Origin of the sequence: Staphylococcus gallinarum, assembly GCF_029774255.1 — a bacterium.
GTDB lineage: Bacteria > Bacillota > Bacilli > Staphylococcales > Staphylococcaceae > Staphylococcus > Staphylococcus gallinarum.
The window spans coordinates 1,550,571-1,563,939 of sequence record NZ_CP069082.1; the positions used below are offsets into that span (position 1 = coordinate 1,550,571).

Here is a 13,369-nt window from a genome sequence, read left to right on the forward strand (position 1 = left end):
ACATATTTAAAGGTTGGGATTCTGGATTAGGGGTGACAAAGTGGTCTATGTACCACTTTGTCAATCCAATTCCTTGTTCAATACATCTAATAATTATAGCGTGTGCTGTTATGTTTTTACTGACGCTTAAATTAACGGATGTGAACATCCCAGCCTTTATTCATATTTGGGAGTTTAATAGAAAGAAGGGAAATTTATGGCAAATCAGAACCTTTCAGTAAGTGAAATGATCGCTAAAAATAATGCTAATAAAAAAGGAATAAGCAATAAACTTGTTCCAATTATCTTGGGAATTATTGCATTGTTTTCAATCCTCACTACTGTCGGCATAATCGTAACATTACTAACTGAAACAATTACATTCTTCACACGAGTTCCAATTACAGATTTCTTATTCACTAAAGATTGGAATCCATTTTCTTCTAATCCAGAATATGGTATTTGGGCTTTAATCTTAGGAACGTTAAAAATTACCTTTATCGCTACGATTGTTGCAGTACCAATTGGTTTAGGAGCAGCATTATATTTAAGTGAATATGCATCGCAACGTTCTAAAAAAATCATTAAACCAATCTTAGAAATACTGTCAGGTATTCCAACAATTGTATTTGGTTTCTTTGCATTAACATTTGTAACACCGTTACTAAGATCAATTTTCCCAGAGTTGGGTAGTTTTAACTCAATTAGTCCTGGAATTGTCGTTGGTGTAATGATTATTCCACTCATTTCAAGTATGAGTGAAGATGCTATGTCATCTGTACCTAATAAAATGCGTGAAGGTGCATTAGGATTAGGGGCTACAAAATTTGAAGTTGCAACGAAGGTTGTATTACCGGCTGCCACTTCTGGTATCATGGCTTCAATTGTATTAGCAATCTCTCGTGCAATTGGAGAAACGATGATTGTATCACTTGCTGCAGGTAGTACACCAAATTCAACATTAGAGTTAACAGGTTCAATTCAGACAATGACTGGTTACATTGTTCAAGTTGCTACAGGTGATGCTACATTTGGTTCAGATATTTACTACAGTATCTATGCGGTTGGTTTCACATTGTTCTTGTTCACTCTTGTAATGAACTTAATATCTCAATGGATTACGAAACGCTTTAGAGAGGAGTATTAATATGGAACAAGTGAATAATAATTCAAAATCGTTAGTTAACCAAAATACAGTCGAGAAAAAACTATCTAGTCGATTAACAAAAAATAAAATTAATAAATGGGCATTTTTCGGTTGTACGATGATTGGATTACTCGTATTGGCCGTCCTATTAATAGATACACTAATCAAAGGTGCAGGTCATTTAACACCTTCATTCTTTACTAATTTTTCATCTTCGACTCCGTCAATGGCAGGGGTTAAAGGTGCATTGATTGGTACGATTTGGTTGATGATTACAATTATTCCTATCTCAATTATTTTAGGAGTTGGTACAGCAATTTACTTGGAAGAGTATGCAAAGGATAATGCATTCACAAACTTTATTAAAGTTTGTATCGCTAACCTTGCAGGTGTACCGTCAGTTGTATTCGGTTTACTTGGTTTAACAATTTTTGTGAGAGGTATGGGCGTTGAGGCTTTAGCATTAAGTAACTCAGTACTTGCTGCAGCATTAACAATGTCACTATTAATCTTGCCAGTAATTATCGTTGCCAGCCAAGAAGCTATTAGGTCCGTTCCAAATTCTGTTAGAGAAGCTTCTTATGGATTAGGTGGTAATAAATGGCAAACTATTCGCCGTGTTGTATTACCAGCTGCTATTCCTGGAATCTTAACTGGGTTTATCTTAGCGCTATCTCGTGCATTAGGTGAAACAGCACCGTTAATATTAATCGGTATACCAACCGTATTATTAAACTTACCGTCAAGCATATTCGATCAATTCCAAGCACTACCAATGGCAATTTATAATTGGGCGAAATTACCTCAAGATGAGTTCCAAAATGTTGCTTCTGCAGGAATTATCGTCTTACTCATTATCTTATTATTAATGAATGCTATCGCTATATTCTTAAGAAATAAATACAGTAAAAAATATTAATCATAGAGAGACTAAATTGGGAAAATTGCAAAGCTTTATCAATATTTGCAAACAGTCTGAATAAAAGGAGTTTTAATTATGACTAAAAATGATATTATCGAAGAAAAATCAGCACTAGATGCTCACACAGATCACGACGCAACGCCTGTGACTACAATCGAAGCTGAAAAGAAAGACAATAAAATTCCAGATAGCGAAAAGAAAATCGTGTACTCAACTAAAAATTTAGATTTATGGTATGGTGAAAATCATGCACTAAAAAATATTAATCTAGATATTTTAGAGAATAATGTAACAGCAATTATCGGTCCATCAGGTTGTGGTAAATCAACTTATATCAAGACATTAAACAGAATGGTAGAACTTGTTCCAACTGTTAAAACAGCTGGTAAAATCGTATACCGTGATCAAAACATTTTTGATGAAAAGTATTCAGTAGAAAAATTAAGAACTAATGTCGGAATGGTATTCCAACAACCTAATCCATTTCCTAAATCAATTTATGACAATATCACTTATGGGCCAAAGATTCACGGTATCAAAAATAAAAAAGTACTTGATGAAATCGTAGAAAAATCACTTCGTGGTGCAGCAATTTGGGACGAACTAAAAGATCGTTTAGATACAAATGCTTATAGCTTATCAGGTGGACAGCAACAACGTGTTTGTATTGCCAGAACATTAGCTATTGAACCAGACGTAATTTTAATGGATGAACCAACATCTGCATTAGATCCGATTTCAACATTGAAAGTTGAAGAACTTGTTCAAGAGTTAAAAGAAAAATATTCAATCATCATCGTGACACACAATATGCAACAAGCAGCTCGTGTTTCTGATAAAACTGCCTTCTTCTTAAATGGTTATGTAAATGAATATGATGACACTGATAAAATCTTCTCAAATCCATCAGATAAACAAACAGAAGATTATATCTCAGGTCGTTTTGGTTAATATGCCTATGGCCGTAATTAGACATAAATATGAAGGTCAACTCGAAGACCTAATCAAAGATTTACGTCGCTTAGGTATACAAGTGTATCGCCATATCGAATTTGCATTAAACTCTTTAAGTGAAGAAGATAGAAATTACGCGAGACAAATTATTGAAAAAGATAAAGAAATAAATCAACAAGAAACCAATATAAATGAAAAGGTAATCATGTTAATTTCAAAGCAACAACCTATTGCTTCTGATTTGAGATTGATGATGGCTTCATTGAAAATTGCATCTGATTTAGAGCGAATAGGTGATAATGCTGCAAGTATCGCTGAAATCAGATTACGTGCCAAAATTATCGATAATTACGTGTTAACACGTTTAAATACGATGGGGAAATTAGCATTATTAATGCTTAAAGATTTAGACGATGCTGCTAAAAGTAATGATATCACCTTAATCAAAGAAATCATTGAACGAGACGATGATATAGACGACTTATATAAAAACATCGTTAATACAACTTATTTAATTGATAACGATCCATTTGTATCAGGTCAAGCCCATCTTGCTGCGAGACACTTAGAACGAATAGGTGATCATATTTGTAATGTTGCAGAAAACATATACTTTTTCATCACTGGAGATAGGTACGAATCCTATAATAAATAATTTAAACACTATCATCCAACTAATAGAATATAATATGATCAATAACCAAATTTGATATTCATATAAATAATCCTATAAAATATAACCTAATAAAAAGCAAGTAAATGATTTTTTGTTCATTTACTTGCTTTTTTATTATAGAAAAAAACCATACGCAATGCGTATGGTACAGTATTTACAAACCAGTAAATTGTAACGCACTTGTTAGTGACGGGCACACATTATGTCTATCTACGTATATTTTTATTTTATATCACTTTCGCAGTTAGTTAATTTATTGGTCAGTAGCTTCTATTTCATCGGTAAGTTGCTCTAATTCATTTACTAATTTACCTATATATTGAATTGTCGCTCTCAATGGTTGATCGGTAGTAATATCTATACCCGCAATGCTAGCTAAATCAGCAGGGGACTTACTTCCTCCAGCGCGTAAAGTATCTAACCATTGCTCGACTGCAATCTGTCCTTCATTTTGTATTCGTTGCGACATAACAGTACCAATTGTTAATCCAGCAGAATAAGTATAAGAATAGAGACCCATATAATAGTGTGGTTGTCTCATCCAAGTCAATTCAGCACCTTCAGTTAACTTCACACTATCACCAAAGAATTGACTATAAACATCTCTCATTATTTCATTAAGTTGTGGTGCTGTAAGTGATTCACCTGCATCAACTTTATTATATACTTCACGTTGATATGCAGCTTCTAATAAATGTGTAACCATATTATGATAGTATGTTCTTGAAACGATTGAACCAATAACCCAACGTTTAAATTTCGGATCATCACTATGTTCAAATAGATAGTTTGCCATCAACATTTCATTCATAGTTGATGGGGCTTCAACAAAATACATAGACGCTTCAGATTCTAAATAATTTTGTTGGTGTTGGGCTAATGTGAAATGGCCAGCATGACCTAATTCATGAGCTAATACAAATGTTTCAGTCATTTTACCGGTCCAAGAGATAAACACATATGAGTGTGATGCATATGGACTTGCACAATAGGCACCCGTTTCCTTACCTTTATTCTGGGCAAAATCAATCCAACGATCCTCATATGCAGTTTCTACCATATTAAGGTAATCTTTACCTAACACATTCAACGCACCATAGATATAGCGCTTTGAATCTTCAATTGAAATCTCAGGCTCAAATTCAGGATCTATTGAGACCTTTAAATCTTCGAATTTCATTACATCTAGGCCATGAACACGTTTGAGTAACTTAGCATATTTTTGCATAATAGGAGCTAAATCGCTCATAATAACATCAATTTGTCGGTCAAACATATCACGTGTGACTTCTTGGTCTTGCAATAAATAGTCTATAACCGAGTCATAACCACGTAAATCAGCTTCAATTTTTTCCTGTTGAACCTTCATATTATATGTTGCAGCAGTCGTATGCTGATATTTTTTCAACGCCTCACTAAAATGTTTAAAGCTCTTTGTTCTAAATGACTCATCCGGATTGCCTTCATATTCATTTTCAAATGTTGCATAGTCTAATGGATATGACTGACCATTGTGTTCAAAGGATTCAAAATCAATATCTAACATTTTAGTAATACCATATAATTCATAAGCGCCATCCAATGTAGGGGATAAACTCGCTAAAGTTTTTTCAACTTCAGGTGCTAATAGATAAGGTTGTCTATGCTTTAATTTAGTTAAATAATGAGGATATTTTGAAGTTGAAATAAGTTGAGCCAATTGATTACTATTAAGTTCTAAAATTTCTGATTCTACAAATGCTAACTCACTTGCAATCTTTCCATAACTTGTAGAAAATTTCGAACTTAATGTTTGAGCTGTAGGATTTGTCGTATCAACACTTAGTCTTAATTCAGCAAAATTTGCCATTTTGTCTAGATTTATCAGTATGTTTGCATATTCATCTAATGCTGTTTCAATTAAATCTATGTCTGTTAAACGTCCACTGTAATTTTGATTAAACGCTTTAGCATTTGTTATGGTCTGTTCAATCATTTCATAAAATTGTTGATCTGATAAGTACAAATCTGTAGTGTCCCAAGTTTCATTTGTAGGGACATCATTTCTAAAAGGTAATGCTTTACCCATGTTAACAACTCCTTTATCACTACGTTATATCATACATATTTCATTATACATGAATTTAATGTTTAAAATACAATGCAAGGCATTAACCAATTCGAATCAGATTAAAGGAACATGTAAGGCATTTTATTTATATAGAAGATTTTAATTCAGAAAATATATTAAAAATTATAATTGACCTAATAAATTGAATATTTTAATATAAAATCATACTACTGAAGTCTGAACAGTTATGAATAAAGATATAGTATACTTATAGATAATAAAGAAAGTAGAATCTTTAAAAAATCAATCTAAGGAGTGCTCCAAATGACAATAATGGATATGCCTAATTTTTTATGGATTACAATTGGAGCTATGATAATATTAACTTTATTTTGTAATCTTGCTTTAAATAAATGGTTTGCACCTGCAATTATTACATTTATCGTCTTGGGTGTTGCAGCATTTTTAATTCCAAACTTCCAAGATATTACTTATGAACCATTACTTGGTTATGCAGCATTTCTAGCTATAGTCAGTTTGATTATTAGTTTTTTAATTTGGTATTTTACACGAGATTTTCGACGCAAACGTAAAGAGAAGAAAATGCAAAAAGCTATTGCTAAACGTGGGGGAATTCCAGAAGAACATATGGAAGATTATAAACACTATAGAAAGCGATAAATAATAAAAACTACGGTAATCCTTATTATTGGGTATTACCGTAGTTTTTATTTAGTATAATTATTTTTTGTATGCTTGTTGTATATTGTTTAATTGTTCAATTGTTAAATTGATGCCACCTTCACCAAAGAACCATGCATTTGATTCAAAAGGGGTAACATCATTTTGTTTGATAGCTTTCACATTTTTTATTACAGGATTTTTCAACGCCTGAGGAATATGCTGTTTATCTTGCTTTAAATCTTTTGTTCTATCAATAACAAAAATTTTATCAGGGTTAAGTTTTTCAAGATATTCATTTGAAACTAATATACCACTTGAATTTGCTTTCATTTTCGGATCAGCATGTTTGATGCCTAAATCTTTGTTTAAAAAGCCTCCAAATCTACCACTATCTGCAAATGCTTTAATTCCTTTATCATCTACATTTAAGAACAGTACACGATCATTGTTTATACTCTTTTTAGTTTCATTAACTTTATCATCTAATTTTGAAATTAATTTATCTGTCTGTTGCTCTTTATTAAAGATCTTCCCAATATTTTGTGTATTATGCTTAATAGATTTTATGTAATTATCATTATCTGGACTTACAAATACTATTTTGGCTTTAGGAGCAGCTTTTTTCATTTCATCTAGCGTCTTTGTATGTGCCTGTCTAAATGAAGCAAATATTACATCTGGTTTTGCTTTAGCTAAAGCATCATAATCTGGTTGACCTGGATTACCTAAATTTGTATATTTTTTATCTTTAAACTCATTCAAGATCTTAGGTAAAAAAGATGCACCTTGACCTTTAGAAATTGCTACGATTTTATTTTGTAATTTCAATGATTTCATAATATCTAAAGCACCATAATCCATAACTGCAACACGTTTAGGATTTTCAGGAACTTTAATTTTTTCTGTTTTCATTTTCCCACGATTATGATCTTTATTTTTATCTTTAAATTCATAAGTTTGTTTAATACTAACTGTTTTTTGATCTTTTTCTGCTTTTTCATTTGAATTGGAACCACACGCTGCTAACATCACAGCAAAACATAAAACTACAAACAATATTTTCTTCATTACTTTATCCTCCTTATAATAGCTTTTATTATATCCTAATTGAAAAGTGTTATCAATTAGATTTTTAAAAACTTAGTTTTATACTATTACTTTGATTGCAGAATAATTCACTTTTTGCAGAAAATATGTAAAATCTAACAAACCAATGATAATAACTACATTAATAAGTACAAACTCACAATCATAGGAGATAAATGTATATCAAAACTTTAACTATTACTGAATGCAAAATAATAGTTAAATATAGGACAATCAATAAAATATACTTGCTTAAAGCAGGTTAACTTAGATGCTAGTGATTTATTATTCAAAATTTACAGGATTGTTCAAATACAAACATATGGAATTGAATAGCATTTTGACTTTAGAGAAAAATGTCTTAAAAGAATAAGCTTGAACAAGATTCTGATTAGAATTATCAACAAATTAAATAATATGAATAATTTTATTAGTTAAATGACTCGAATTTGAATTTATAAAATGTGATGAATTAGATTTATAAGCATTAGCAAGCTAAATTATATTTATTGGATTTAGTAAATGAAATCAAGTCTTAAATAATAACATAATTTCAACTATAGAAAACAACCAATAATTAATGAACAGGATTATCTATAATTTTAAAAATTGAAATCTACTAATGAATGATATGAAAGACGTTGATGCAAATTAACAGTATGATAGATGAAATAGGGTTATAATGCGCACTTTTCAATCACTACACATAACTTCCTATAATATATATTATGTAAACTAAAAACAAAATTTCAAAATATGCCATATGAATCAATGACTTTAACTGTTCATTAGTTATATTTGGTGTGATTTCATGTTTAATATATTAAACGTTTATAACTGCTCATACATGTTGCTTATTATTACTGAACGATTTATCGTCCTTATAAACTTACAACGATCTTAATCCATATATTGCGAATTAACTCGCAATCTTAAAAATTTTACGCCACAACATTCTAATTTTTAAGATTTAATTATATTCATAATACTCAGACAACCAAATGCATTATTGCTCATCATGTGTAAGTGATTCTAGATTACATTCAACGTACAATGACACGTAAAATTAATTTTCGATGCTCAGAAATTGCAATCTCAGCGTCATAATATCGAACACGCAACATGCTGCTAGATACATTCATATACAGCTGTCATTTTTATGATATATAAATAACATGATGAAACAATCCTTAGTTAATTGGTTTTAAGCTAAAAATCAACTACTGTAGGTTTACATAACATATTTATGGTTATTTATATTTTATGGTTGCATTTACATTATATATGTTTATACTGTTATTATTATTAACTTAGGAGTGACTAAAATGAGTCAAAACAATCGAATCAAATGGCCAAGTTTAGTTGTTGGTGTGATTTTCCTGATTATAGCAGTTTTTATCATGAGTTTTCCTCAAGAAAATCTCTTCGTTATTACTTGGCTAATTGGACTATTATTTATAATCAATGGCTTTATGGAGCTTGTGATGAGCTTTAATATGAGGAAACATACAAATCAAAATTCAGTATTCATAATGCTAACTGCTGTTATTAATATTATTATCGGTATTGTCATTATGCTTAATATTGTTACGAGTACTACATTTATCATTTATCTATTTGCTGTTTGGTTTATTATTCATGCAGTTTTAGCTATATTTACAGTTACACAGCTCGAGAGATCTAATCGTTTATTACACACGATTTCTATTTTTATTAATATTTTAGAAATAATTTTGGGGATACTTTTATTATTTAACCCTATAATTGCAGCTGTGCTAGTATCATTTGTACTTGCGTTCGTATTTGTGATTATAGGTATCTCACAAATTATTATCGCATTATCATAATAAATTAATTTTAAAAACCACATTGTAAGACAAAAGCGTTTATTGAAATAAATGTATTTCAATAAACGCTTTTTTAAAGATAGTTCGGTAGTTATAATGACACTATTTCGTTAGCAAATTTGTTAGAACTAATCATACACAATAATCGAGCCATTTCATTGCAAAAACAAAAAATATAAAAATAAATTTTACTATAAAAATATTATAATGTAATGATATTGCAATATAATATTTCGATTGATATACTAAAAATGTGGAAGACATCGAGTATCAACAACTAAGATTATTCCACACAATTTAGTATACTTGTTATATTAGATTGCCATCCTAATATAACTAATATTTTCATTTAAAAATGAAAGACAGCAACCTGAATTTTGCTCATACATAATCAGGTTGCTGTTTTATTTTTGCTATTTTTTCACTTTTTTACGTACATTATTTAATGTATTAAACAGCCAATATTTCGTCTTCTTAATCGGCTTATAGAAGTCACCAATCAACTCTTCAATTTGTACATTAAAACCTCGTTTAAATCTATATACACCGTAATCCTCACTATTTTCAGTGAAATCACCTGATAATCCATAGAAATTATAACGCGCATACCCATGTTCAAAACAATAATTCATCATAAACCAATGCATCATATAAGGTCCCATATATTGATTATATTTCGTTGATGATCCACCAGAGAAATAGTTAACTTCATAAGCATTTGCAAAGTAAACACCAGATGCTAGGTTTAATATCGAACCGTCTGTTTGACGTAATTCACTTGCTTGTAACAATTCTTTCTTGTCATGTTCAATTTGTTTATCTAGTTCAGCAATTTTCTTTAACTGCTTATCATTTTTATTTTCTTTTTGCATGATTTGATCTCTACGTGATTCCTTATCATTAATGGCTTCTTGAGTGCTATTAATATATTCATCTAAATCAATATACGCTAACGGCACCAATGCTTTGTCGCCATAATTATCAATAAAATTATAGAAATATTCATCTGTTTTCGATACAAATCCAGTACGTTCTTCTGTTTCTCTATATAAATCCAAGAATATACCGAACTCGTCACGTGATAACATACGTACCTTTACGCCATAATTAATCGCTTTATTAATATTACGCTTTCTTTGGCTATCAAATTGCTTTTTCAAACTAGCAGGCGTTTCATTTTCAAGGTTTAGTACACCCATCCATCTCACTTGGCTTGAAGTATCGTATTTTGTAGTGAAGCCATGATGCGTATAGCCATGTGATTTAAACAGATTAACCAATGCGTCATTTTCATTATATTCTGGTAAAGGATTAATATCTTTATCATAGACATTATAAATCCAATACGGATCCATTTTCACATATAAACAATTGTTTTGTTGTAAATATGTATCTAATTCACGTAAATAGAAATCCACTAAACCTAAATCGTTATAATCCATGACCGGACCACGGTTTGAATAATAAACATAGCTACCCATTGTGGGAATTTTAGAGAAAAGACTAGCAGCAATAACTTGATTATCGTCATCTTTTAAGCCTAATAATACAACTTGAAATCCATCTTCTTCTCTCGTCGCAATATTTTCTTTCACTTGAAAGTAATGACTTTCTAATGCTGGATTCTGTACAAAATTGTCATATTCTTTGACAGTTAACTCTGTAAATTTCATTCTAGCTTAGTTCCCTTCTATAATTTATGTTTACTTCTTTATATCTTTTAATTTTTTAAGTGCTGTATATATTTTATATGCTGGTTTGTTAATTGGTTTGATAAAATCACCAACGTATTCAATTACATCTGCATTGAAACCTTTTTTAAATTTAACTACGCCTGCATCCTCTGCATCTTCTGTAAAGTCACCACTAATGCCATAAAAATTATAGCGGTCTATATTATTGTCTAATGCATAGTTTATCATAGTCCATTGCACTGCATAACTTCCAGCAAAATGTCTAAACTCATTTGATGTACCACCGGCATAGTAGACAACTTCATAAGGGTTGATAATGAAGAATGCTGCAGATATTGGTAACTCATTACCATGTTGCTCTTGTAATGCTTTTGCTTCATCAATTTTCTGTTGATTTGCAATAAGTTGTTTTTCTAAATTATCTCTTTTGTTATAAGCTTTTTTATTTTCTGGACGTTTTTCTATATCTTTTAAAGCTTTGTTGATATCTTTACTTAAAACTTCACGTTCAGCAGTAAGTTCTTCGATATATTCATCAAAATCCATATATGCCAACGGTACCAGCACACGATTTTTATAATATTTCAAACGATTATAATAGAAACTATCGTCTCTATCTTCGAAAGCTTTAGTTTCAGACGTATCTTCCATAAATGCTCTAAAGATTGGCAATTCATCTTCACCTAAGAAACGTACTTTAACACCATTTTTTTGAACTTTTTTAGTGTTTCGCTTACGTAAACCATCCATGTCTTTTAGGACATCCTTATCAGTCTTATCCTTTAAATCTAATACTGAGTGAAATCTTATTTGAACGACTGGATCAAAACCAGTTAAGAAACCTTGGTGTTTATAACCTAAATGCTTCATCTTATCGAAGATCCAATCATGCCCTGCATTCTCTAATACATCACCATCATGATTTCGATATTGGTAAGGTAAATATGGATCAACTCTTAAATAAAGCGCACGATGTTTCTTTACATATTTTGATAATTCATTAAAGAAGTAATGCACAAGTTCTTTATTTTCAAAATCTATTACCGGTCCACGGTTAGTATAAAAATATTTAAAGTATTTCATTACAGGTACAGCAGTTAATAAACATGCTGCAATAACTTCATTTTCATTATTTTTTATACCTACTAAATGTGTTTCTGTACCTTCTGCAATTTTTAATTCATAGTTCCCCACCATTTGAGTGAAATGGCTATTAGGCATACTATCTGTAAATGTCCCGAATTCTTTTGCAGTCAAATTAGTAAATTTCATTTTATATACTCCTAAATGTCTATGATTCTATTTCTAATATTATAATCTTCAATCTTTATTATTATACAATATTCATTTATAAAACAAAATCAATACCTATGTTCAACGATGTTGATTTAATGCATTTTATAACGTTTTCTTTAAATAAAATAATATTTTACACTTAATCACTATCTATTCTTTCAAAATGTATTAAAAATAAGAACTAGTTACCGTAAAGTACAAAAACTGGAAAACATAAAGTTCTCCAGTTTTATACTACTTAATACAGTAATTAAGCTTTGCTTCTATTTTAATTTATTTTAATGCATCACGCAAAGTTTTACCTATCTCAACACTAGATTGTGGGTTTTGACCAGTGATAAATTGTCCATCTGTTTCAACATGTTCAACAAAATTATCTTTAACAATAAATTTAGCCCCTTGATTCTCTAGCTCTGTTTGTGTCAAGAATGGCACTTTGTCGTCTAATCCCATTGCACGTTCTTCATCATCAGTAAATGATGTTAGCGTAACGCCTTGGACTAAAAAGTTGCCATCGTTATCTTTGGCACCGACAAATGCACTTGGACCGTGACATACAGATGAAATGACTTTGCCATCAGATTTAAAGTCAGCTAATATAGATGCTAATTTTTGATTGTGCGCATAGTCAAAAACTGTACCATGACCGCCCGGTAAATAGACAGCATCGTAATTTTGGACATCAACTGTTTCAATACTTGGCACATCTTTTATAGCATTAACAAAGTTATCATATTGAGTTAACTCATCATTTTGTGTTGAATTGGGATCTAATGGTACTGCTCCACCTTGAATAGACACAATATCTACATCAATGCCTGCTTCTGTTAAAATATTATATGGTTCACTAGCTTCTTCTAACCATAAACCTGTTGGTGTACCATCATCATATTGACTTCTGCTCGTTAATATAAATAAGACTTTTTTACTCAAAATAAGTCACCTCTTCATTAGTAATATGAGTAGTTTCTAAATCTTTATTTTAAACTCATTTCTTCCTTTAATATTTTACCCGTACTAAATAAAGAGTATGC

The 13,369-nt window shown here is 30.6% G+C and carries 11 protein-coding genes; 6 read left to right on the forward strand and 5 right to left on the reverse strand.

The window, feature by feature from the left end; genetic code table 11:
• The first annotated feature begins 196 nt into the window (after positions 1-196).
• The 4 genes from pstC (at position 197) to phoU (ending at position 3,657) form a co-directional block, all read left to right on the forward strand.
• Positions 197-1,126: a phosphate ABC transporter permease subunit PstC gene (gene pstC / locus JN168_RS07325; protein ID WP_042738728.1), complete on the forward strand. Its 930-nt coding sequence runs from the start codon at positions 197-199 to the stop codon at positions 1,124-1,126.
• Position 1,127: 1 nt separating this feature from the next.
• Positions 1,128-2,045, forward strand: coding sequence for a phosphate ABC transporter permease PstA (gene pstA, locus JN168_RS07330; protein WP_229367186.1), 918 nt, complete (start codon positions 1,128-1,130; stop codon positions 2,043-2,045).
• A gap of 78 nt (positions 2,046-2,123) precedes the next feature.
• Complete coding sequence (gene pstB / locus JN168_RS07335) at positions 2,124-2,999, forward strand: phosphate ABC transporter ATP-binding protein PstB (protein WP_042738730.1); 876 nt, start codon at positions 2,124-2,126, stop codon at positions 2,997-2,999.
• A 7-nt stretch (positions 3,000-3,006) separates the two neighbouring features.
• Positions 3,007-3,657 (forward strand): phosphate signaling complex protein PhoU, encoded by a 651-nt coding sequence (phoU, locus tag JN168_RS07340; protein ID WP_279526271.1) that lies wholly within the window; start codon positions 3,007-3,009, stop codon positions 3,655-3,657.
• Between the two features lie 274 nt (positions 3,658-3,931).
• On the opposite strand, the gene pepF is transcribed toward phoU, so the two are convergent.
• Positions 3,932-5,746, reverse strand: coding sequence for an oligoendopeptidase F (gene pepF / locus JN168_RS07345; RefSeq protein ID WP_279525727.1), 1,815 nt, complete (start codon positions 5,744-5,746; stop codon positions 3,932-3,934).
• Positions 5,747-6,052: 306 nt separating this feature from the next.
• On the opposite strand from pepF, the gene JN168_RS07350 reads away from it, so the two are divergent.
• Entirely contained in the window at positions 6,053-6,409 is a 357-nt protein-coding gene (locus tag JN168_RS07350) for a membrane protein (RefSeq protein ID WP_042738732.1), read from the forward strand.
• Between the two features lie 60 nt (positions 6,410-6,469).
• Here the strand turns inward: JN168_RS07350 and JN168_RS07355 are convergent, their stop codons facing one another.
• Positions 6,470-7,480 (reverse strand): siderophore ABC transporter substrate-binding protein, encoded by a 1,011-nt coding sequence (locus JN168_RS07355; protein ID WP_279525728.1) that lies wholly within the window; start codon positions 7,478-7,480, stop codon positions 6,470-6,472.
• 1,343 nt (positions 7,481-8,823) lie between these two features.
• Here JN168_RS07355 and JN168_RS07360 point away from each other — a divergent pair.
• Positions 8,824-9,345, forward strand: a complete 522-nt coding sequence (locus tag JN168_RS07360) for a DUF308 domain-containing protein (RefSeq protein ID WP_042738734.1) — start codon at positions 8,824-8,826, stop codon at positions 9,343-9,345.
• 413 nt (positions 9,346-9,758) lie between these two features.
• Here the strand turns inward: JN168_RS07360 and JN168_RS07365 are convergent, their stop codons facing one another.
• From JN168_RS07365 to JN168_RS07375, 3 genes are all read right to left on the reverse strand, one after another.
• Positions 9,759-11,018 (reverse strand): aminoacyltransferase, encoded by a 1,260-nt coding sequence (locus JN168_RS07365; RefSeq protein WP_107528019.1) that lies wholly within the window; start codon positions 11,016-11,018, stop codon positions 9,759-9,761.
• Positions 11,019-11,048: 30 nt separating this feature from the next.
• Positions 11,049-12,311 carry an aminoacyltransferase gene (locus tag JN168_RS07370; RefSeq protein ID WP_107528020.1) on the reverse strand — a complete coding sequence of 421 codons (1,263 nt, stop codon included), beginning with the start codon at positions 12,309-12,311 and terminating at the stop codon, positions 11,049-11,051.
• 297 nt (positions 12,312-12,608) lie between these two features.
• Positions 12,609-13,268 carry a type 1 glutamine amidotransferase domain-containing protein gene (locus JN168_RS07375; protein WP_042738737.1) on the reverse strand — a complete coding sequence of 220 codons (660 nt, stop codon included), beginning with the start codon at positions 13,266-13,268 and terminating at the stop codon, positions 12,609-12,611.
• Positions 13,269-13,369: the final 101 nt, after the last annotated feature.